We start from the raw sequence: 21,640 nt of genomic DNA on the forward strand, positions 1-21,640 counted from the left end.
GGCGGCGCTGAACATCACAACCGGCAAGGACTGACGATCATGGAAAAAGGCCACCGCAGGCCGCTGGCCAGCCGCGACACGCGCTGGGCCCAGACCATGGCAAAGCGCATGGTTCACATGTCGATCACGCCCAACGCGATCTCGCAGGCCAGCATGGTCATGGCCGCGCTGGCCGGCATCGCCTTTTTCTTCTCCGGCGCGAATGAAGGCGCAGCCCGCATCGTGTTGCTGATTGCGGCGGCCCTGTTTTGCCAGTTGCGCCTGTTGTGCAACCTGTTTGACGGCATGGTCGCGGTGGAAGGCGGCAAGGCAGAAGCGGACGGGCCGTTCTGGAATGAATTCCCCGACCGCGCCGCCGACATCATGATCTTCGCCGGCATCGGCTACGGGATCGGCGAGCCTGGGCTCGGCTGGGCGGCTGCCGCATTCGCCGTGCTCACCGCCTATGTGCGCGAGCTTGGCCGCGCCAATGGCGTGGCAAGCGACTTCTGCGGCCCCATGGCCAAGCAGCACCGCATGGCAGTGGTGACAGGCGCGGCCCTGCTTTCGGTGTTCGGGTTCCTGTGGGACGGCCGCAACGAGGTGCTGGTGGCAGCGCTGTGGATCATCGCCGCAGGGGCCGCGCTCACCGCCCTTCGCCGCGGCTTCAGACAGGTGAAGCGCCTGCGCGCCGGCAAGAGCTGACGCCGGCCGCCTCCCCGCCGGGTCAGATGTTGCGGCGCTTGCCTTCCATGAGGTCGAGCACGGCGCGCGCGGCATCCAGCACATTGGTGCCGGGGCCGAACACGGCGGCCACGCCATGGTCGAGCAGATACTGGTAGTCCTGACGCGGGATGACGCCCCCGACCACGACGATGACCTCGCTTGCACCCCGCGCCTTCAGCGCCTCCACCAGTTGCGGGGCCAGCGTCTTGTGCCCTGCCGCCAGCGACGACATGCCGACCACCTGCACCTTCGACTTCACCGCGAGATCGGCCGCCTCCTCCGGCGTCTGGAACAGCGGGCCGGCGATGACCTCGAAGCCGAGATCGCCGAAGGCCGAGGCGATGACCTTGGCGCCGCGATCGTGCCCGTCCTGCCCGAGCTTGGCGACCATGATGCGGGGTGAAGCGCCCAGCGCCTTCGAGAACTGATCCAGCCGGTCGACCAGATTCTCATATTCCGGCTCGCCCTCATAGGCGGGGCCGTAGACCTTGCTCACCACTTTCGGCACGGCCGAGTGATCGCCGAAGGCATCGCGCAGGGCATCGGAAATTTCGCCGAGCGTGGCGCGCGCCCGCGCCGCCTCCACGGCGGCTTCGAGGATGTTGCCCTGCCCCGAGCGCGCCACCTCGCGCAGCCGGTCCAGCGTTGCCTCGGCCTTCTTCGGGTCGCGCTGGCGTCTGGTGCGCTCGATGCGGGCGATCTGCGCCTCGCGCACCGCCTTGTTGTCGATGTCGAGAATGTCGATCTCGTCCTCGGTTTCGAGGCGGTACTTGTTGACGCCGACGATCACCTCGTCGCCGCGGTCGATGGCCGCCTGCTTGCGGGTCGCCGCCTCCTCGATCAGGCGCTTCGGCAGGCCGTCATTGACCGCCTTGGTCATGCCGCCCATCGCCTCGACCTCTTCGATCAGCTTCCACGCTGCATCGGCAAGCTCATTGGTCAGGCTCTCGACATAGTAGGAGCCGGCCAGCGGATCGACCACCTTCGTCACGCCCGTCTCGTGCTGGAGGATGAGCTGGGTGTTGCGGGCAATGCGCGCCGAAAATTCAGTCGGCAGCGCGATCGCCTCGTCGAAGGAGTTGGTGTGCAGCGACTGCGTGCCGCCGAGTGCCGCCGCCAGCGCCTCATAGGCGGTGCGCACGACATTGTTGTAGGGGTCCTGCTCCTGCAGCGACACGCCGGAGGTCTGGCAATGGGTGCGCAGCATCAGCGAGGACGGCTTTTTCGGCTCGAACTCCTGCATGATGCGCGTCCACAACAGGCGCGCGGCGCGCAGCTTGGCCGCTTCCATGAAGAAGTTCATGCCGATGGCGAAGAAGAAGGAGAGCCGCCCGGCAAACTCATCGACATCGAGGCCCTTCTTCAGCGCCGCCCGCACATATTCGCGCCCGTCGGCCAGCGTGAATGCCAGTTCCTGCACCAGCGTCGCGCCGGCTTCCTGCATGTGATAGCCGGAAATGGAGATGGAGTTGAACTTCGGCATCTCCTTCGCCGTGTATTCGATGATGTCCGCGATAATCCGCATCGAAGGCTCGGGCGGATAGATGTAGGTGTTGCGGACCATGAACTCCTTGAGAATATCGTTCTGGATGGTGCCCGACAGTTTTTCACGCGGCACGCCCTGCTCTTCACCGGCCACGATGAAGTTAGCGAGCACGGGAATGACCGCGCCGTTCATGGTCATCGAGACGGAAATCTGGTCGAGCGGAATGCCCTCGAACAGGATCTTCATGTCCTCGACGGAATCGATGGCGACGCCTGCCTTGCCGACATCGCCGACCACGCGCGGATGGTCGCTGTCATAGCCGCGATGGGTGGCAAGGTCGAAGGCGACCGACACGCCCTGCTGGCCCGCCGCCAGCGCCTTGCGGTAGAAGGCGTTGGATTCCTCCGCCGTGGAGAAACCCGCATACTGGCGGATCGTCCATGGACGCCCCGCATACATGGTGGCGCGCGGACCGCGCACGAAGGGCGCGAAGCCCGGCAGGCTGCCGAGATGATTGACACCATCCAGATCGTCGGCCGTGTAGAGCGGCTTGACGGGAATGCCTTCCGGCGTGTTCCAAACCAGCGTATCGGGATCGCGCCTGACCTCCTTTTCGGCCAGGGTGCGCCATTTCTCGATATTGGGGTCGGGCTTCGGATCGCTCATCACAATTCCCTGCCTATTCGAATTCGAGGATCAGTTCGTCGACGGCAAGGCTGGCACCCGGCTCGACGGCAACGCGGCTGACCTTGCCGGCCTTTTCGGCGCGCAGCACGTTTTCCATCTTCATCGCCTCGACGGTGGCCAGCGCCTGTCCTTCCTGCACCTCGTCACCTTCGTGAACGGCGATGGAGGTGACCACGCCCGGCATCGGACACAGAAGCATCTTCGACGTATCGGGCGGAAGCTTGACCGGCATCAGCCTGGCCAGTTCCGCGACGCGGGGGCTGCGCACATAGGCTTTCGCATCGATGCCGCGCCAGCGCAGGTGCATCGAGGAGCCGTTGAGCGTGATCTTCACGCCCATCACCTCGCCATCCACCACGAAAACCGCATGGGTGGAGCCGGGCAGCCACTCGCTCGCAACAGCGACACTCTCACCATCCGCGAAGGCTATCGTGTCGCTGGCGGCACCTTCAGTCACGGCGAGCGCGAATTCATGATCGGCAACTGTCGCCACCCAGTCTGCGCCGATGCTGCGCGGATGGTTGGCGAGCACGCCGGAAATCTGCGCCGCGCGGCGCGCAAGCCGCAGATGGATGAAGGTGGCGACCGCCGCCAGCCGGCGCGCCTGACGCTCGCCTGCGGTGACGCCGCCAAAACCGTCGGGAAATTCCTCGGCGATGTAGGCGGTGGTCAGCCGCCCGTCCCGGAAGCGCTGCTGATCCATCACCGCCGACAGGAACGGCAGATTGTGGCCGATGCCCTCGACCTCGAAATCGTCCAGCGCGCGGCCCATGGCCTCGATGGCGCCGAGGCGATCCGGCGCCCACGCGCACAGCTTGGCGATCATGGGGTCGTAATGCATGGAAATCTCGCCGCCCTCGAACACGCCGGTGTCGTTGCGGATGATGGTGTCATCGTCGCTTCTGCCTTCCGCCGGCGGGCGATAGCGCGTCAGGCGGCCGATGGAGGGCAGGAAGTTGCGATAGGGGTCTTCGGCATAGAGGCGGCTTTCGATGGCCCAGCCGTTCAGCTTCACGTCGCCCTGCGCGATGCGCAGCTTCTCGCCGGCCGCAACCCGGATCATCTCCTCCACCAGATCGATACCGGTGATCAGCTCCGTCACCGGATGCTCGACCTGAAGGCGGGTGTTCATTTCAAGGAAGTAGAAATTGCGGTCGCCATCGACGATGAACTCGACCGTGCCGGCCGAAAAATAGCCGACCGCGCGCGACAGTGCCACGGCCTGCTCACCCATGGCTTTTCGTGTCGCCTCATCGAGGAAGGGCGACGGGGCCTCCTCGATGACTTTCTGGTTGCGGCGCTGGATCGAACATTCGCGCTCGCCGAGGTAGAGAATGGTGCCGTGCTTGTCGCCCAGCACCTGAATCTCGATATGGCGCGGCTGGGTGACGAATTTCTCGATGAAGATCCGGTCGTCGCCGAAGGAGGATTTCGCCTCGTTCTTCGACGACTGGAAGCCCTCGCGCGCCTCGGCATCGTTCCACGCGATGCGCATGCCCTTGCCGCCACCGCCGGCGGAGGCCTTGATCATCACCGGATAGCCGATCTGGGAGGCGATGCGCACCGCCTCATCGGCATCCTCTATGAGCCCCATATGGCCGGGCACGGTGGAAACGCCCGCTTCCGCCGCCAGCTTCTTGGAGGTGATCTTGTCGCCCATCGCCTCGATGGCTTTCACCGGCGGGCCGATGAAGGCGACGCCTTCCTGCTCCAGCGCCTCGGCGAAAGCCGCGTTTTCCGACAGGAAGCCATAGCCGGGGTGGACGGCATCAGCGCCTGTCTTGCGGATGGCTTCGAGGATTTTGTCGATGACGATGTAGGACTGCGACGAGGGCGCGGGACCTATATGCACCGCCTCATCGGCCTGACGCACGTGCAGCGCATCGCGGTCGGCGTCCGAATAGACGGCGACGGTTTTGATACCCAGCTTCTTCGCGGTGCGGATGACCCGACAGGCGATTTCGCCGCGATTGGCAATGAGGATCTTCTTGAACATCAGCCCGTCTCCAGTCCCCAAATCAGTCTTTGAATTTCTTCTCGTAAGGCATCGTCAGAAGTGCGGAAGCGGTGACCACGCCGCCGAACACGAAGGCGAAAGGCGCAACCAGCAGCAATATCGGGATGACCGGATTTGCCGCCCGGTCTATGCGTGCGCCGATGCCGCCAATGTCGAGCCAGATGATGGCGATGGCCGTCAGCGCCCCGATCAGCGCGCCAAGCGCTGCGTTCAGCGCCATGAAGCGCAGCATCTGCCAGTGGTCCTTTCGGGCCGCCTCCGGCGTCAGCTTCGGCTTGTTCATCGCTCCTCCGGCCCCGCTCTCACAGAGGCATCGTGTCATGCTTGCGCCACGGACCTTCCACGCGCTTGTTGCGCAGTGCTGCAAAGGCACGCGCGATGCGGCGGCGCGAGGAATGCGGCATGATCACCTCGTCGATGAAGCCGCGCTCGGCTGCGACGAACGGATTGGCGAAACGCTCTTCATATTCGGCCGTGCGCGCGGAGATCTTTTCCGCATCGCCCAGTTCCGAGCGGTAGAGGATCTCGGTCGCGCCCTTGGCGCCCATCACCGCGATCTCGGCCGTCGGCCAGGCATAGTTGATGTCGGCGCCGATGTGCTTGGAGGCCATGACGTCATAGGCCCCGCCATAAGCCTTGCGGGTGATCAGCGTCACCATCGGCACGGTCGCCTGCGCATAGGCGAACAGAAGCTTCGCGCCATGCTTGATGACGCCGCCATATTCCTGCGCCGTGCCGGGCAGGAAGCCGGGCACGTCCACCAGCGTCAGGAGCGGGATGTTGAAGGCGTCGCAGAAGCGCACGAAGCGCGCGGCCTTGCGCGAGGAATCGATGTCGAGGCAGCCGGCCAGCACCATGGGCTGGTTGGCGACAACGCCCACCGTCTGCCCCTCGATGCGCATCAGGCAGGTGATGATGTTCTTCGCGAACGCTTCCTGAACCTCGAAGAAGTCGCCCTCGTCGGCAATCGCCGCGATCAGCTCCTTCATGTCGTAGGGCTTGTTGGCCGAATCCGGCACCAGCGTGTCGAGCTTCATGTCGACGCGCGCCGGATCGTCATGGAAGGGTCGGACCGGCGGCTTCTCGCGGCTGTTGAGCGGCAGGTAGTCGAACAGCTTGCGCACGCCCTCCAGCGCCTCGACATCGTTCTCGAACGCGCCGTCGGCCACGGAGGATTTCTGCGTGTGCGTTCGCGCGCCGCCCAGTTCCTCGGCCGTCACGATCTCGTTGGTAACGGTCTTCACCACGTCCGGCCCTGTGACGAACATGTAGGACGAGTCGCGCACCATGAAGATGAAATCGGTCATCGCCGGCGAGTAGACCGCGCCTCCAGCGCAGGGGCCCATGATCACCGAAATCTGTGGCACCACGCCCGACGCGTCGACATTGCGCTTGAACACGTCGGCATAGCCGGCGAGCGATGCAACACCTTCCTGAATGCGCGCGCCGCCGGAATCGTTGAGGCCGATCACCGGCGCGCCGTTCTTCACGGCCATGTCCATGATCTTGCAGATCTTCTGCGCATGGGTTTCCGACAGCGAACCGCCGAGCACGGTGAAATCCTGCGAAAACACATAGACCAGCCGGCCGTTGATGGTTCCCCAGCCGGTCACCACGCCGTCGCCCGCCACCTTCTGGCTCGCCATGCCGAAATCGGTGGCGCGGTGGGTGACATACATGTCGAACTCCTCGAAGGAGCCCTCGTCCAGCAGAACCTCGACGCGCTCGCGCGCCGTCAGCTTGCCCTTGGCGTGCTGGGCATCGATGCGCCGCTGGCCGCCGCCAAGACGGGCTTCGGCGCGGCGCGCCTCCAGTTGCTCGAGAACGTTGCGCATCAGTGGCCCTCCCCAAAGCTGCGGAGAACAGGCACGAAAAGCGGTGTCGGCATGGTCTCTCCCTCGCCGGCAGCCTGAGCCGGCTTTGTTTCCATTCCGATAGAGCCAGGCGCTCCCCAAGAAAATGCTGGAACGGGTGGATTTGCATAGTATAGAATTTTGCAAATTGCGAATTGTGAAAATGCGAACATGTCAACAGGCAAGCTCTATATCGGCCGCAAGGTACGCGAATCCCGCCTCGCCCACGGCCACACGCAAGCCGCCTTCGCCGAACGGCTGGGCATCTCGACCAGCTATCTGAACCAGATCGAGAACAATCAGCGCCCGGTTTCGGCCACGGTGCTGCTGGCGCTGGCCGAGAAATTCCAGATCGAGATGTCGGAGCTTTCGGCCGGCAGCAGCGACCGGCTTTTATCCGCGCTTTCCGAAGCACTGGCCGATCCGCTGTTTGAAAACTATTCGCCCGGCATGCAGGAACTCAAGCTTGTGGTGCAGAATGCGCCGGGCCTCGCCCACGCGCTGGTGGCCTGCCATCAGGCCTATCGCCGCAACAGCGAACAGCTTGCCGGTTTCGACCAGATGTCGCGCACCAGCGGACTGGCCGACCCCACGCCTTACGAGGAAGTGCGCGACTTCTTCCATTTCATGGACAACTACATCCACGAGATTGACATGGCCGGCGAGAAGCTGGCCCACTCAATCGGCATTCCGGAGGCGGAAACGGGTGCGGCACTCGCCGCCCATCTGGAAATGCGCCACGGCGTGCGCATCCTCAAGGCGGCGGAAGGCGAGGAAGTCCTGCGCCGCTACGATCCCGCTTCCAGGCTTCTCTACCTGAACGCCTATTCGCCCGCGTCAACGCGCCATTTCCAGATGGCCTACCAGATTGCCTCGCTGGAACTGAAGACGGAGATCGACACCATCGCGCGCCGCGCCGAATTCCGCTCACCGGAATCAGTCGAAATCTGCCGCATCGGCCTGCGCAACTATTTCGCCGGGGCCGTCACCCTGCCCTACCAGAGCTTTGTCACCGCCGCGCGCGAGTTGCGCCACGATCTGGAACTGCTGGCCGCCCGCTTCGGCGCGAGCCTCGAACAGGTGGCGCACCGCCTTTCCACGCTGCAACGCCCCGGCATGAAAGGCGTGCCCGTCTTCTTCGCCCGCTTCGACCGGGCCGGCAACATCACCAAGCGCCACAGCGCCGCCAAGCTTCAATTCGCCCGCTTTGGCGCCGCCTGCCCCTTGTGGAACGTGCACCAGTCCTTCGAGCTGCCCGGCCGCATCATCAGGCAACTGGCCGAGACGCCGGACGGCGTGCGTTATCTGTGCGTGGCGACCGAAATCGCCAAGTCCGGCGGCGGCTTCAACGCGTCGCGAAGGCGCTACGCCATCGCGCTCGGCTGCGAGGTCGCTTATGCCGGCGACTTTGTCTATGCGGACGGCCTCGATCTGAACAACCGTGCCGCTTTCGATCCGATCGGCATTTCCTGCCGCATCTGCGAGCGCGCCAGTTGCGACCAGCGCGCCAGCCCGCCCTTCAAACGGCGCCTGCACGTCGATCACGATCTGCGCTCACCAGTGCCGTACCGGCTGGAATGACGAAGTTCCCCAGGCGACGTTAAGCGGCCTCGTCAGGCGGTGCATTAGACACCCCGGCAAGCGATTTTCCGACGTTCCCGGACGGTATGAATCCGCAAATGAAGGCCTTGCGAGTCGCAGCGAGGACTCCGAAGCGACTTTTTGTCAATTCCCATTTGATGTGGGATTCAACTGGGGGTAGATTAACCACGAATCAGTCGATCCTGCGGGGGCGGGGCGAGCAATCTGAAGTCTGAAGCAGCGGGCGAAATGCCTGCCGCAAGGCGCGATGGCCTTCGCGTCCCCCGACGGAGTCGCCCGGTCGGGCATTGCCGGTGCCCAGTGCGTTCCCGGCAGCATGTGTTCCCAAATTCCGGCGTCCAACGTGATTGTGATGCGTATCCGCCCGCCGTGTTTCCTCCACGGCGAACGACCGATTCTGGCCAGAAGACTGTCATGAACAAAGCCGTTGCATCTTCGGAAGCCGACACGCTGAAAGGCCGCCTCACCTCGCGCGGGGAACTGACCGGTTTCCTCATGAATGCCGCCGCCAATACCGGCGCTGACAGCTACATGCTTGTAGCGATTTCCCATGGCGAAGCGCGCAATCAGGCCCGCATCGTCGCCTCGAACTGGAAATTCGACGTCATCGAACTGATCGGCCGGCAGCTTATTGCCACGCTGGCGCAGGGACCATGGACCGCAACGCCCGGAATGCGCCCTTCGGCCCTGATTTCTGCCGCGGCGCCCGGAACCGGCGCATTGATCAACGGCGAAGAGGCAAAGCTGCTCACCGTTCTCGGCCATGCGGAAATCTATTCGCTGACCCTCAATGTGGGCAGCCAGCGCCTTTTCATCCTGTTTTCCTCCGAGCAGCCGGGGCAGATCGATCTGGCCGCGCTGGCGCGCACCCAGATGGAATGCTGCTATGCACTGTCGCGCGCGGCCCATCTCGTGACCGGCGACACGGCACAGGACCCTCTCTCCGACCGCGAGCGGGAATGCCTGTTCTGGGTTTCGGAAGGCAAGACGACGGATGAAGTCGCAGTTATTCTTGGCGTGTCGTCCAACACGGTCAACAGCTACATCACCCACGCAATTCAGAAATTCTCGGCCAGCAACCGGGCGATGGCGATCGCAACCGCGATCAGGAGCGGCATCATTTGATCCACGCAGCCCTTACACCGATCGACGCAACCCCTGTTAACGACCAGCCCGGGCGTCAGGCAATCGTCTGGCCGCAGGGTGGCGAGCATGCGCTGACGATTTCCGATGCCGTGCGGCGCTGCCGATGGATGGCACAGGAGATCAACGCCACCTCATTCGCGGTCTTTCTCGCCCCGCTCATGCAGGAGCGGGCAAAGCTGGTTCCCTGCCTCGATTCCGATCATCCGGGCGCCGGTTTCGCGAAGAGCGTAACCGGCAATATCGAGCATCTGGTGCGCCATGTCCGCACCTCGACGGAGCCCTTGTGGTGGAGCGAAGGACCGCAAAGCCCGGCCGCGGAACGTCTCGGCGCGCTTTGCTGGGTTACGCAGATCGAACCGATCATAGCCGGCACCTCCGGCATTGCCTTCCCCGTCCACGCCGAGCGGAACCAGTGTGGGCTGGTGGTGTTTGCCGGCCCCTGCACGAATATCGATCAGAACCTGCTGTTCGAAGTTCACAGCAAATGCTTTTCGCTGTTTTCGGAAGTCACCCGCCTGCGCCCCGCTTCCGCCAGCCTGACCCGGGCAATGACACGCCGCGAGCTGGAATGCCTGAAGCTCACCGCCAACGGCTATACGAGCGAGGAAATCGCCCGCATTCTCAAGCTTTCGGTGCACACCACCAATCAGTATCTCACGCAGTCGGCGCAGAAGCTGAATGCCGTCAGCCGCACGCAGGCAGTGGCCAAGGCCCTCAGGCTCGGCCTTATCGAATAGATCGGCCTTCTTCTGCATCGAGCGCAAGCGCGGGTCTGATACGCGCCTGCTCCACCGCCTTGCGCAGCATTTCCGTGTTGATCTGCGGATCCTCCGCCGCTGTCTCGAACGCGACGTAGTTGACCACTACGGAAGCGTGGTTTTCTTCAAGCGTGAGCTGGAAATACACGGTCACCCCGGCCGGCCTGAGCTCCAGATCGAGCACGATGCGCGGACTGCCGCCCCAGTCGACAAAGGCCTCGCCGCCGTGGCCGAGCCTGAGCGTTCCGGGCATGAAGTAGAGTTCGGCAGCCGAATCCACGAGATCGGAGACGCAGCCAAACTGTTCCAGCCGGATAAAGGCGATGTAGTCGGCGACATCAACGAGGCGCAGTTCGCCGACGACCTGCTGGATCGCTCTGGCGACGATGCTTTCGCGGGTTTCTGCGTGCGGCTGCCTGATCATGTCACCTGCCGGGGTCTGGCCTTGTTGGAATAGACGATCCGCACCAGTTCGGCGACGGCCTGATAGAATTGCTGCGGGATCACGCTATCCACTGAAACTTGCTTGTACATGGAGCGGGCGAGCGCAACGTCCTCAAACACGGGAATACCGTTGGCTTCGGCCAGTTCGCGGATCTTCAGCGCAACCAGATCCTGCCCCTTGGCCAGAACCAGAGGAGCGGAATCCTCCTCGCGCACATATTTCAGCGCAATGGCGTAGTGGGTCGGGTTGGCGATGATCAGCGTGGCGCGCGGCACGGCCGCCATCATGCGCCGCCGCGCCCGGTCGCGCGCCACCGAGCGGATGCGCGACTTCACGATCGGATCGCCTTCGGACTGCTTCAGTTCGTCCTTGACCTCCTGACGCGTCATGCGCAGATCCTGCTTCCAGTGGAAGCGCTGCCAGATGAAGTCGGCGGCAGCGATCGCCCCCATCACGAAAACGATGGCGATCAGAATATCGACGGCAAAGCCGCGGATCACCGAGGCGAACTCGACAGGATTGGTGAGCATGCCGGACAAGATCCGGCTGACGCTGTCGGAGAGCACGATCACAAGAACCAGAATGGCAAAGCCCACCTTGGCGACCGACTTGAGGAACTCCACGAAGCCCTGCACGCCGAACATCCGCTTCCAGCCCTGCACGAGCGAAATGCGCGAGGCTTGCGGCCGGATACGCTCGCCCACGAAGCGCGGCATGTTCTGGCCGACGGAAGCGACGATGCCCGCCACGACAAGCAGCACCAGAAGTGCGGCCACCGCACGGCCGATTTCCATCATCACGGAGCGATAGAGCTCGATGACATCCGTTTCCGTGGCCAGCGGCCAGGCATCCGGCTTTTCCAGAAACATGGACAGGAACATGCCCAGTTCCATCGCCGCATCGCGCGCATAGAACACGGTAAAGGCAAGGATCGCGACAAAGGATGCGAAGATCGCCGTTTCCTTTGAGTGGGGCAGCTTGCCCTTTTCGATGGTGTCGCGGATCTTCTTTTCGGTCGCTTCCTCGGTTTTGGAATCCTTGTCGACGCCCTCGGCCATGGTTCAGCCAGTCATGTCTCTTCGCCGGGGATCTGTGCTGCCGGAAGCTCGAAAGCCCCTTCGCGGGACAGACGCACCGTGGCCGAAGCAATCGTCTTGCGCGCCTGCATGATGTCGGCCAGCGGGATCCCTTCTGAACCCATTGAAAGCTCGGATTCGATCATGCGCCGGGTGCGTGCGCCGATCGACGAAAGAACCGCCTCGGTCAGCTCTTCCGGCGCGCCGCGCAGAGCCAGCGTCACCACGTCGCTCGACAATCCGTCGAAAACCAGAACCCGCGCCTTCTGGGTGAGCAGGTGCATGTCATCGAATGAGAACACTCGTGCCTTCACGCCCGCGAGATCGGGCGTGCCTGCCGCTTCCAGATCCTGGATCACCTCGTCGAGCTGGGCTTTGTCCATCTCGTTGAGCACGCTGGCAAGCCGTGCCTGCCCGGTCGACGTGTCCTTGCCGGACATGCCGTCGAGCAGCCGGGCGCGTATCTGGTTCTCTACGATCCGCATCGCCGCCTGCGGGGCGCTGGCCATGGTGACCATGCGCTTCATGATCTCCGAGCGCAGCGGCTTTTCCAGTGTCAGCAGAACCTGCGCGGCGAGCGGCGACGACAATCGCGACAGCACCAGAGCGCCCGTCTGTGGATGTTCGCCCGCAAGGAAGGCGCCGATGCGCGCGGCATCGAGTTTCTCCACCTGTGGCCAGACCGGCAGAGGTCCGGCAGGCTTGTTCTCCTGCCTGCCTTCCATGATGGCGCTCACCTCTTCGGGCGACAGCGTCTCGTTGAGCAGCGTGTCCATCTGGTCGCCCGAGTCGAGCAGGCCGGCCCCTTCGGTGAATTCCGCCTCGAACTCGGCCACGATTTTTTCGAGGTCGGCCTGCGGGATGGTGCGCAGAAGGCGCGCTGCATCGATCAGCGACTTCAGCTCTTCCTGCTTGAAGAATTTCAGCAGTTTTCCGGCGGCAGGCTTGCCCATGGCGACGAGTATGGCCGCCGCCTTCTGGGGCCGGGTCAGCGTCAGCGACATCGTCATGCGGTCCCTTCCTGCCTGCTATCGGCGCGATGCCCCATGCCCGTCCTCACGAGCCCTTTGTGGTGACGATTTCGGTCAGGCGGATGGCGAAACGCGAGGAGTCGTTTTCCAGAACGGTGATCTCACCACGTGCGATGCGGCGACCGTTGACCACCAGATCGATCGGCTCACCGATGCGTCGGTCCAGGGCCACCGTGGAACCCTTCTGCAGCGTCATCAGCTCGGACACGGACATTTCGGTGCTGCCAAGCACGATCTGCACCTCCACCGGAATGTCCATGATGACACTGCTGGCAGCAGCGGCCGTGGAAGAGGCCGCCTGCGGTTCCTGCTCCTCCTGCTGAAGCACGCCGCGCAGTTCCTCGATGGCGCGGTCGAGCTGCTCGTCCTGACCGGGATTCTGGCCGTGGTTCAGGGCTTCTGCATTGGCCTTCGTCATACTCATAGTCTCCTGCTGCCCGCGCGGATCACTCCTGCACGAGCCCATCCATGAAATCCTGCGCCTCGTCGTGAGGCCGCTTGATGCGCACCGTGTAATTGTTCCCGAGCTTGCCGAACTCGCATACGAACAGGGTGCGGTCGCGGGTGGCGAGGCGGGCCTGCGTCTGCGCCATATCGCCAAGCTCGATGACATCGCCGACACGCCATCCCGCAAGCTGGCCGAGCGTCAGGCGCGCCAGAGGCATCGTCGCCTCCAGCGAAATGGTCGAGCGCTTCACCTCCTCGGAGAAATGCGCCTGCCAGCGCGAATTGTCTTCCGCATCGACCTCGGCCGGGTTGCGCGACAACAGCACGCGCTGCGGAATGGTGATGACAACCGTGCCCCGCTCCGCCGGTGTCGACAACGCAAACACGATGCGTACGGCCGGCCCGTCGCGCAGCACCCGCCGGCTCGCTTCCAGCCCCGTCACGGCGCGCGGAACCGGCAGCTTCAGTTCCAGCGAACGCCGTCCGGTGCCATTGAGAACCGTGGCCAGTTCCTGAAAAACCAGCGTCGCCACGTCGATTTCGACCGGGGAAAAATCCCTGTCGATCGTCGCCACCGGCTGCTCGGGATCGCCGCCGAACAGGGTGCAGACCAGAACCGAAACAGCCACCGCATCCATCACCATGGTCATGGCATCGGAGGAAATCGTCGATGCCACGGTCGTCATGGCATAGCAGGAGCCTGATACCGCCCGCGCTTCCGCCACCCGCGCCACTTCTACCGATTGCAGGTCGACCGTCACCGGCGCGCCGATTTCCTCGGCCAGCCGCTTCATGACGAAGGGCAGCGCGCGCTCGGCCATCGAGCGGCCTGCGCCGATGACCTGCCCGGCGTCGCCGCTGTCGCCGAGCAGCCGCTCAAGGATCAGCGAACGGGTGCCGGCCGGGCTTGCCGGACTGCTCATGATGCCGTCTCGCTCGGAAAGCTGTTCATCAGGCTGCCTTCTTCTCGGCAATGACAGCATTCATGGTGCTCTGCTCCACCGCATCGATGGAGGGACGGTCGTAGGAAGAAATCGTCTTGCGGCCGAACTCGATCGCCACCTGCGGCAGCGAGCCGTTCATGTAGGCCAGAAGCGTCTGCTTGACGATGATGTAGAGGCGGTTCTGCTTCTCGCGCACGACCTTGATCTTGGAGGCCACGGGGCCGACCACGGCATAGGAGAGGAAGATGCCGAGGAAGGTTCCCACCAGCGCCGCGCCGATCAGCCCGCCCAGAATCTCGGGCGACTGGTCGAGCGCGCCCATCGCCTTCACCACGCCCAGAACGGCCGCGACGATGCCCAGCGCCGGCAGCGCATCGCCCACCGCCACCATGGAGTGATAGGCCTTGAGCTTGTCGGCGCGGATCGTCTGGATTTCCTCGTCCATCAGCGCTTCGATTTCGTAGGAGCGCGCATTGCCGATGATGATGATGCGGCAGTAGTCGCAGATGAAGTTGGTGAGATCCTTGTTCTTCAGAACGGTGGGAAATGCCTGGAAGATCGCCGATTCTTCCGGGTTGTCGATATGAGCCTCGACCTCGCTGCGCGACTTCGAGCGCAGCTCGCGCATCAGGCTGTGCAGAACGCCCAGCGTCTCCAGATATTCGCGCTCGCTCGGCACCGACTGCCGGATGGCTTCCATGATGGCGCGGCCGGTGTCCTTGACCGTCTTCATGGGATTGGCGACGAGAAACGCACCGAGCGCAGCACCGCCGATGATGACCAGCTCCCACGGCTGCATGAGCACATGGAGATGACCGCCCATGGCCATGAAGCCGCCCAGAACGCAGCCGAGCGTGACCACAAATCCGATCAGAATGCCCACGGTTCGTCCTTCCGCTTCTCACATCAGGCACACTGATTAGCGCGCGTGCCTTGTGTGAGGCTTGAATCCGTGACGCACGGGCTGTCAGACCGGCGAAAAAGCCGATTCAGCTTCGCGCAAGGAAGTGCGCCTACTCTTCATGCCATGCAGCTTCGGCCGGAGGCATGTCGTGTTGAGCACTTTCGTCAGTTACAAGCTGATTGCGCGGGACATCCCGAAGGCGATCGACCGCATCGAGCGTCAGCCGACGGTCGACCGCGAAACGAAATATTATCTTGAAAACATCGGCAAGGTCAGCTCGATCGACGAGTTCGTGAAGGACGACCGGCTGTTCAAATATGCCATGAAGGCGTTCGGTCTTCAGGACATGAGCTACGCCCGCGCCTTCATGGTCAAGGCGCTGAAGGAAGGCGTCACCGATCCCGACAGCTTCGCCAACAAGCTGACCGACAAGCGCTACGCAGAATTCGTCTCGACCTTCAACTTCGCCAAGCACGGCGATGCAGCGATGATCTACAACAAGGCGCAGCAGGCAACGACCGGTAACTATGCCATTCAGGCCAGCATCGACAGCGTCGATCCGGAGATCGTCCAGGCCGAGACCGACTACTACATGAGCAAGATCGCGGACGTGAAGTCGATCGATGATCTCTTCGCCGATGCAAGGCTTTATGACTATGCCCTGCGCGCCTATGCGCTCGATCCCGAAACCGAGAGCCCGGAAACCATCCGCAAGGTGCTGGAAGGCGGCGCGTCCGATCCGGCGAGCTTTGCCAACACCATGGAAGACAAGCGTTACGCTGCCCTTGCCAGCGCGTTCGATTTCGCCGGCTTGGGTGAAAAGGCCACCACATGGGTGCCAACGCAGGAGAATGTCGTCGACAAATATCTGCGCCAGACGCTGGAGGAAGACGCCGGCAACAGCAATGAGGGCGTGCGGCTGGCGCTCTATTTCCAGCGCAAGGCCGGCGACATCACCGACTGGTATCAGGTGCTGGCCGACAAGGCGCTGGCAAGCGTGGTGCGCACGGCTTTCGGCCTGCCGGAATCCTTCGCCAAGGCCGATATCGATCGGCAGGTGAAGCTGTTCGAGTCCAGAATGAACATCGAGGACTTCGCCAACCCGGCCAAGCTGGAGAAGTTCCTCACCCGCTTCACCAGCCTGCACGACGCCGCCAACCCCTCCACCGCGGTCAGTGCCGCCAGCATCCTGTTCGCCCAGCCGGCGACCATCGGCGTCTCGACCGACCTGCTGATGGCGATGCAACAGCTGAAGTCGAGATAGAACGCCATGCAGGACAGCCTCTATGTCGCCCTTTCCTCGCAGGTTGCGCTGGAGCGGCGGCTCAACACCATCGCCGACAATGTCGCCAATGCCTCCACCGTCGGCTTCCGCGCCAGCGGGGTGAAGTTCGAGGATGTCGTTTCCGGCACCGGTCCCCGGTCTGTCTCCTTTGCATCCTCCGGCACCACCTTCATGTCCACGTCCAATGGCAGCAAGGTGGAGACCGGCAATCCGCTGGATTTCGCCATTCAGGGCGATGCCTGGTTCGGCATCGCAACGCCGGCCGGCACGGTGATGACCCGCGACGGACGCTTCACCCTTGCCAATTCCGGTGCGCTGGTCACGGTGGAAGGCCATCCGGTGCTCGATGCCGGTGGCGCGCCCATCCAGCTCGATCCCAACGATGGGCCGCCCGAAGCCGGTGCCGACGGCACCCTCACGCAGGATGGACGCCTCGTGGCAGCGCTTGGCCTGTTTGCCTTCGAGCCGGGGGCCGATTTCCAGCGTGTCGGAAATTCCGGCATCCTCGCACATACTGCACCGCAGCCCATCGTCGACAGACAGGATGTGGGCGTGGCGCAGGGCTTCGTGGAACAGTCGAACGTCAACCCCATGCTGGAAATGATGCGTCTCATTCAGGTGCAGCGCGCCTTTGAGAACATGTCGGCCATGATCCGCGAGGCGGGCAGTTCCGTCGACGAGGCGATCAAGGCCCTCGGTCCCAAGTAGCGGCCACCGAATATGAGGCAGGACCATGCACTCGTCAGGCTTTCCGAACGTGGCCCCTCGCCCGTCAACAAGCTGGCATTGCTCGAACACATCTGGAAACGCTTTGAAGAGCCGTCGGAACTGATCCGCCATGGCGGGCGCATCAGCGAGGTTTCCTCCACTCATTACAAGGTCGGCGGCCTGAGCGAACTGGCCCGGCTCGGCGATCTGGTGGAACATCGTGGCCGGAAAGGTGGTTCACTGGGCGAGGTCGTCCACATCGCGCGCGGCGAGGTGGTGGTGGCCCCCTTCGAGCGCAACGCGGATGCCGGCATCGGCGACGCAGTGTTCCGGCGCGGGCCGCTCGCCATCGTACCCGACCCGTCGTGGCGCGGACGCGCGATCGACGCTCTCGCCCGCCCCATCGATGCCGGCGCACCCCTGTTGCGCGGGTCCGAAGACGCCGGCGGCCCCGAACGCACTCCGGGTGCGATGGAGCGCCAGCGCGTCGGCACCGGCTTCCACACCGGCGTGCGCGTCATCGACATTTTCACCCCGCTCTGCTTCGGCCAGCGCCTCGGCGTTTTCGCCGGTTCCGGCGTCGGCAAGTCCACCCTGCTCGCCATGCTGGCCGGCGCGGATGCCTTCGACACCGTGGTCGTCGCCCTTATCGGCGAGCGCGGGCGCGAGGTGCGTGAATTCCTTGAGGACACGCTGGGCGCCACGAACATGGCCAAGACCGTGGCGGTCGTAGCCACCAGCGACGAAAGCGCCATGATGCGCCGCCGCGCGCCGGACACGGCCATGCGCGTGGCCGAATATTTCCGCGATCGCGGCGACCGGGTGCTTCTGATTCTGGATTCGATCACCCGTTTCGCCCATGCCTTGCGTGAGGTTGCAACCGGCACCGGCGAGCCGCCCGTGGCGCGCGGCTATCCCGCCTCCGTGTTCACCGAACTGCCCCGGCTTCTGGAGCGCGCCGGTCCGGGCGCCGAGGGCGCAGGCTCCATCACCGCCATCATCTCGGTGCTGGTCGACGGTGACGATCACAACGACCCCATTGCCGATTCCGTGCGCGGCATTCTCGATGGCCATGTCGTGCTCGACCGCGCCATCGCCGAACAGGGCCGGCTGCCCTCCGTCGATCCGCTGGCCTCGATCTCGCGGCTTGCCGGACGGGCATGGACGCCCGAGCAGCGCGTGCTGGTGACGCAGCTGAAGGCGATGATCGCCCGCTTCGAGGACACCCGCGACATCCGCCTGCTGGGTGCCTATCAGGCCGGCGCCGATCCGGAACTGGACCTCGCCGTCACGCAGGTGCCGGTGATCTACGAGGCGCTGCGGCAATCGCCCTCCGATCCGGCCAGCGCCGATGCCTTCTCCGATCTGGCGCGCCATCTGAGAGGCAGCCATGCCCAGTGAGCGCCAGCGCACCGAAGCCCTGCTGCAAAACCTGCTGGCCAAAGCAAGGGCCGAGGAGGAAGCGGAAGCCAGCCGCGCCTCACTGCTTAACGGCCTGTTCTCACGGCGCAGGAAACCGGCCGAAGCGCCTGTCAAAATCCCCGAGAGCTGGCCTGCTCCGCCACCCGCAGCCTTTCCCAGAATCGAGCGGCCCGACCGGCGCGGCGACCTCATCATCGCCGCGCTGGGCGCTGCGCTCGGCCTGACCTGCGCGCTGTTTCCCTGGTACATTTTCTTCAATCAGGAACAGTTTGGCGTCCGGGCCATGAGGCTTGGCGGACAGGGCAGCAATTCCGGCAGGCTGGTCGCCGACGCCGACCCCGTTGTGCCCCTGCGCGACATCGTTGAACTGCCCGGCGATATCGACATGTTTAGCACTGCCACCATCGCCTCCGATGCCATCGCGGACCCGCCCGGCCCTGATGAGCAGCCATTTCCGGGCGCAGCCACCGAGTTCCGGCTGGTCCACGTCGCCAACGGGCGGGCCATGATCGAGGACGATGCCGGCCTGTGGGTGGTGCAGGCCGGCTCCCGGCTTCCGGATTCCAGCCGCGTCGCTTCCATTGAAAACCGGAGTGGCAAATGGGTCCTGCTGACCAGCAGGGACCAGGTGATCGAGCTTTCCAACTGACCGCCGGGCGCAAGGCCCGCGCAAGACTGGATGCTTACCATGGGCAAGAATACCGGAGAGCCCCATGGAGCCCGTCAACCTGTTCGATCTCGCCACGAGGCAGTCGCAATGGCTGGCCGTGCGTCAGACCGCAATCGCCGGCAACATCGCCAACGTCAACACGCCGGGCTATCTGGCGCGTGACGTCGAGCCATTTGAGAAGGTTCTGGACCGGACCGGCATGACGCTGGGCTCGACCCAGCCCGGCCATATGGGCTTTGGCGCGACTGAAGCTTCCTTCCGCACGCAGGCGCAGGAATACAACGGCGCGCTCCTGCCCTCGAAGAACACCGTCGTCGTCGAAAACGAGCTGATGAAAGCCGGTGAGGTGCGCCGCGCCTTTGAAATGAACACGGCGATCGTCAAGGCCTTCCACGGCATGCTCCTGTCCGTCTCGAAAGGTTGACGAACATGGACGCTCTTACCGCCACCCTCAGGATCGCCGCATCGGGTCTCGGTGCCCAGTCGGAGCGTCTGCGCGTGGTTTCGGAAAACCTCGCCAACGCCCAGTCGACCGGCAATTTTCCCGGTGCCGATCCCTATCAGCGCAAGACCGTCACCTTCGTTTCGGAACTGGACCGCGTATCCGGCGGATCGCTGGTCGACGTCGGCGCGATCGACCGCGACCCGAGCGCTTTCCGGCTGGAATTCGAGCCCGGCAACATAGCTGCCGACGAGAACGGCTACGTCAAGCTGCCGAACGTTAACGTGCTGATCGAAATGGCCGACATGACGGAAGCCAACCGCTCCTATGAGGCCAATCTTCAGGTCATCCGTCAGGCCCGCGACCTGATCTCCATGACCATCGACCTGATGAGGACACCGTGATGATCGGTCCTGTCGGGGCGCTTCGCCTCACGCCCGCACTTACCTCCGAAACATCCGCGACCTCGCTTTCGCAGTCCGGCACAACCGCCGGCGCTTCCTTCGCCGATGCGCTGGCAAAGGCGGCGTCGAGTTCCGTGGGCAAGCTCGAAAACGCCGAAGCACTGTCGGTCGAGGCACTGAAGGGCAATGCCGACACGCGTCAGGTGGTGGATGCGGTGATGAGCGCCCAGCAGACGCTGCAGGCCGCCGTAGCCATCCGCGACAAGATCGTCAGCGCCTATCTCGAAGTCAGCCGGATGAGCATCTAGGAGCCGCACCGTGAAAGCACTCGCCATCGCCGCCACCGGCATGAACGCCCAGCAGACCAATCTGGAAGTCATCGCCAACAACATCGCCAACATCAACACCACCGGCTACAAGCGCGCCCGCGCCGAGTTCTCCGACCTGCTCTATCAGGTCGACCGCGCGCCCGGCGTGCCGAACCGCGCCAACGCTTCGATCGTGCCGGAAGGCGTGTCTATCGGCCTCGGCGTCAAGACGGCTGCGGTACGCAATGTTCACATACAGGGGCCGCTCACCAGTACCGGCAACAATTTCGACCTCGCGCTCGTCGGCAAGGGCTGGTTCCAGATCGAAGGCAGCGACGGCGGCACGCTCTACACCCGCGCCGGCGCCTTCAACACCAATGGCGAGGGACAGCTCGTGACGCTGGACGGCGCCGCGGTCATCCCGGCCATCAACGTGCCTTCGGATGCGGTCGAGATCATCGTTAACAAGACCGGACAGGTCTTCGCCCGGTTCGAGGATGCGGCCGCCCTGCAGGAACTCGGCCAGCTCCAGATCGCCAATTTCGCCAATGAAGCCGGTCTGGCGCCGCTTGGTGAAAACCTCTTTCAGGAAACCCCCGCTTCGGGGCAGGCCATCACCGGCGTTCCCGGCGATCCGGGCTTCGCCACCATCGAACAGGGCCATCTGGAAAGCTCGAACGTCGATCCGGTCAAGGAAATCACGGAACTGATCTCGGCGCAGCGCGCCTATGAGATGAACTCCAAGGTCATTCAGGCGGCCGACGAAATGGCCTCGACCGTTTCGAAGAACCTCAGGTAAGCTGCCATGCCTGCCACGCGCTCATCCTCGTCTGCCCTTCGCCGCACCATCATCGCCGCCGCCATGGCGACGGCGGCCTGCGTGCCTGCTTGGACGGCGGCACGGGCGCAGGAGGTCGTGCTGATCCCGAACCGCGTGATCTATCCGGGCGAGACGATCAGCGCCGGCACCCTGAAAGAGGTGACGCTGGTTCCGGGCAAGGTGAAGCCCGCCGCCGTTGCCACCACGCTTCCCGAGCTCGATGGCAAGGTCGCCCGCCGCACCCTGCTGCCCGGTCGCTACATTCCCGTCTCCGCGGTGCGCTCCGCCTGGATGCTTGAGCAAGGGGCGACGGTTCAGGTGAGCTTCGTCGCGGGCGGGCTCACCATTTCGATTGCCGCCGTGACCCTGCAACCCGGTTCGCCCGGCGATGTGGTGAAGGTGCGCAACATCGACAGCGGCAAGGTGCTGACCGGCACGGTCATGGAAGACGGCAGCGTCAGGGTGGACGCATGAAGCGCG

23 protein-coding genes are annotated in these 21,640 nt (G+C 63.9%); 13 read left to right on the forward strand and 10 right to left on the reverse strand.

Features of this window, described 5'->3' with window-relative positions; translation table 11 throughout:
- The first annotated feature begins 36 nt into the window (after positions 1 to 36).
- Positions 37 to 684, forward strand: a complete 648-nt coding sequence (locus HNR59_RS14645) for a CDP-alcohol phosphatidyltransferase family protein (protein WP_183831969.1) — start codon at positions 37 to 39, stop codon at positions 682 to 684.
- A gap of 22 nt (positions 685 to 706) precedes the next feature.
- On the opposite strand, the gene scpA is transcribed toward HNR59_RS14645, so the two are convergent.
- The 4 genes from scpA to HNR59_RS14665 are packed head-to-tail and all read right to left on the reverse strand — an operon-like array spanning position 707 to position 6,730.
- Entirely contained in the window at positions 707 to 2,857 is a 2,151-nt protein-coding gene (scpA, locus tag HNR59_RS14650; protein WP_183831766.1) for a methylmalonyl-CoA mutase, read from the reverse strand.
- Positions 2,858 to 2,870: 13 nt separating this feature from the next.
- Complete coding sequence (locus HNR59_RS14655) at positions 2,871 to 4,874, reverse strand: acetyl-CoA carboxylase biotin carboxylase subunit (RefSeq protein ID WP_183831767.1); 2,004 nt, start codon at positions 4,872 to 4,874, stop codon at positions 2,871 to 2,873.
- Positions 4,875 to 4,896: 22 nt separating this feature from the next.
- Positions 4,897 to 5,178: a hypothetical protein gene (locus HNR59_RS14660; RefSeq protein WP_239799395.1), complete on the reverse strand. Its 282-nt coding sequence runs from the start codon at positions 5,176 to 5,178 to the stop codon at positions 4,897 to 4,899.
- A 19-nt stretch (positions 5,179 to 5,197) separates the two neighbouring features.
- The gene (locus tag HNR59_RS14665) at positions 5,198 to 6,730 is read right to left on the reverse strand and encodes an acyl-CoA carboxylase subunit beta (RefSeq protein WP_183831768.1); all 1,533 of its coding nucleotides are present in this window, start codon (positions 6,728 to 6,730) and stop codon (positions 5,198 to 5,200) included.
- A 189-nt stretch (positions 6,731 to 6,919) separates the two neighbouring features.
- On the opposite strand from HNR59_RS14665, the gene HNR59_RS14670 reads away from it, so the two are divergent.
- The 3 genes from HNR59_RS14670 to HNR59_RS14680 all read left to right on the forward strand — a co-directional run bounded on the left by HNR59_RS14670 (position 6,920) and on the right by HNR59_RS14680 (position 10,233).
- Complete coding sequence (locus HNR59_RS14670; RefSeq protein ID WP_183831769.1) at positions 6,920 to 8,329, forward strand: helix-turn-helix domain-containing protein; 1,410 nt, start codon at positions 6,920 to 6,922, stop codon at positions 8,327 to 8,329.
- 435 nt (positions 8,330 to 8,764) lie between these two features.
- Entirely contained in the window at positions 8,765 to 9,475 is a 711-nt protein-coding gene (locus HNR59_RS14675) for a helix-turn-helix transcriptional regulator (protein WP_183831770.1), read from the forward strand.
- Positions 9,472 to 10,233 (forward strand): helix-turn-helix transcriptional regulator, encoded by a 762-nt coding sequence (locus HNR59_RS14680; protein WP_246374726.1) that lies wholly within the window; start codon positions 9,472 to 9,474, stop codon positions 10,231 to 10,233. The genes HNR59_RS14675 and HNR59_RS14680 overlap by 4 nt, the downstream gene beginning before the upstream one ends.
- Here the strand turns inward: HNR59_RS14680 and HNR59_RS14685 are convergent.
- Genes HNR59_RS14685 through motA form a run of 6 tightly spaced genes read right to left on the reverse strand, consistent with a single transcriptional unit; the run spans position 10,223 to position 15,080 of the window.
- Positions 10,223 to 10,678 (reverse strand): hypothetical protein, encoded by a 456-nt coding sequence (locus tag HNR59_RS14685; protein ID WP_183831771.1) that lies wholly within the window; start codon positions 10,676 to 10,678, stop codon positions 10,223 to 10,225. The genes HNR59_RS14680 and HNR59_RS14685 overlap by 11 nt on opposite strands.
- Entirely contained in the window at positions 10,675 to 11,757 is a 1,083-nt protein-coding gene (flhB, locus tag HNR59_RS14690; RefSeq protein ID WP_183831772.1) for a flagellar biosynthesis protein FlhB, read from the reverse strand. The genes HNR59_RS14685 and flhB overlap by 4 nt, the downstream gene beginning before the upstream one ends.
- A gap of 11 nt (positions 11,758 to 11,768) precedes the next feature.
- A complete protein-coding gene (locus HNR59_RS14695; protein WP_183831773.1) occupies positions 11,769 to 12,785 on the reverse strand; it encodes a flagellar motor switch protein FliG in 1,017 nt (338 codons plus the stop codon).
- Between the two features lie 46 nt (positions 12,786 to 12,831).
- On the reverse strand, positions 12,832 to 13,230 hold the full coding sequence (gene fliN, locus HNR59_RS14700; RefSeq protein WP_183831774.1) for a flagellar motor switch protein FliN: 399 nt from the start codon (positions 13,228 to 13,230) through the stop codon (positions 12,832 to 12,834).
- A 22-nt stretch (positions 13,231 to 13,252) separates the two neighbouring features.
- A complete protein-coding gene (locus tag HNR59_RS14705) occupies positions 13,253 to 14,176 on the reverse strand; it encodes a FliM/FliN family flagellar motor switch protein (RefSeq protein WP_183831775.1) in 924 nt (307 codons plus the stop codon).
- A gap of 28 nt (positions 14,177 to 14,204) precedes the next feature.
- The gene (gene motA, locus HNR59_RS14710) at positions 14,205 to 15,080 is read right to left on the reverse strand and encodes a flagellar motor stator protein MotA (protein ID WP_183831776.1); all 876 of its coding nucleotides are present in this window, start codon (positions 15,078 to 15,080) and stop codon (positions 14,205 to 14,207) included.
- A gap of 169 nt (positions 15,081 to 15,249) precedes the next feature.
- On the opposite strand from motA, the gene HNR59_RS14715 reads away from it, so the two are divergent.
- From HNR59_RS14715 to flgA, 9 genes are all read left to right on the forward strand, one after another.
- Positions 15,250 to 16,365, forward strand: a complete 1,116-nt coding sequence (locus tag HNR59_RS14715; protein WP_183831777.1) for a DUF1217 domain-containing protein — start codon at positions 15,250 to 15,252, stop codon at positions 16,363 to 16,365.
- A gap of 6 nt (positions 16,366 to 16,371) precedes the next feature.
- Positions 16,372 to 17,094, forward strand: a complete 723-nt coding sequence (gene flgF, locus HNR59_RS14720) for a flagellar basal-body rod protein FlgF (protein WP_183831778.1) — start codon at positions 16,372 to 16,374, stop codon at positions 17,092 to 17,094.
- A gap of 12 nt (positions 17,095 to 17,106) precedes the next feature.
- The gene (fliI, locus tag HNR59_RS14725) at positions 17,107 to 18,495 is read left to right on the forward strand and encodes a flagellar protein export ATPase FliI (protein WP_183831779.1); all 1,389 of its coding nucleotides are present in this window, start codon (positions 17,107 to 17,109) and stop codon (positions 18,493 to 18,495) included.
- Complete coding sequence (locus HNR59_RS14730; protein WP_183831780.1) at positions 18,485 to 19,165, forward strand: hypothetical protein; 681 nt, start codon at positions 18,485 to 18,487, stop codon at positions 19,163 to 19,165. Before fliI ends, HNR59_RS14730 begins: the two co-directional genes overlap by 11 nt.
- A gap of 64 nt (positions 19,166 to 19,229) precedes the next feature.
- Positions 19,230 to 19,610 (forward strand): flagellar basal body rod protein FlgB, encoded by a 381-nt coding sequence (gene flgB / locus HNR59_RS14735; protein WP_183831781.1) that lies wholly within the window; start codon positions 19,230 to 19,232, stop codon positions 19,608 to 19,610.
- Between the two features lie 5 nt (positions 19,611 to 19,615).
- Positions 19,616 to 20,032, forward strand: a complete 417-nt coding sequence (gene flgC / locus HNR59_RS14740) for a flagellar basal body rod protein FlgC (protein ID WP_183831782.1) — start codon at positions 19,616 to 19,618, stop codon at positions 20,030 to 20,032.
- Positions 20,032 to 20,340 (forward strand): flagellar hook-basal body complex protein FliE, encoded by a 309-nt coding sequence (gene fliE / locus HNR59_RS14745; protein WP_210307369.1) that lies wholly within the window; start codon positions 20,032 to 20,034, stop codon positions 20,338 to 20,340. Before flgC ends, fliE begins: the two co-directional genes overlap by 1 nt.
- Before the next feature lie 10 nt (positions 20,341 to 20,350).
- Entirely contained in the window at positions 20,351 to 21,139 is a 789-nt protein-coding gene (gene flgG / locus HNR59_RS14750) for a flagellar basal-body rod protein FlgG (protein WP_183831784.1), read from the forward strand.
- Between the two features lie 6 nt (positions 21,140 to 21,145).
- Entirely contained in the window at positions 21,146 to 21,634 is a 489-nt protein-coding gene (gene flgA, locus HNR59_RS14755; protein WP_183831785.1) for a flagellar basal body P-ring formation chaperone FlgA, read from the forward strand.
- The last annotated feature ends 6 nt before the right edge of the window (positions 21,635 to 21,640 follow it).

Origin of the sequence: Aquamicrobium lusatiense (assembly GCF_014201615.1) — a bacterium.
Lineage (GTDB): Bacteria > Pseudomonadota > Alphaproteobacteria > Rhizobiales > Rhizobiaceae > Mesorhizobium > Mesorhizobium lusatiense.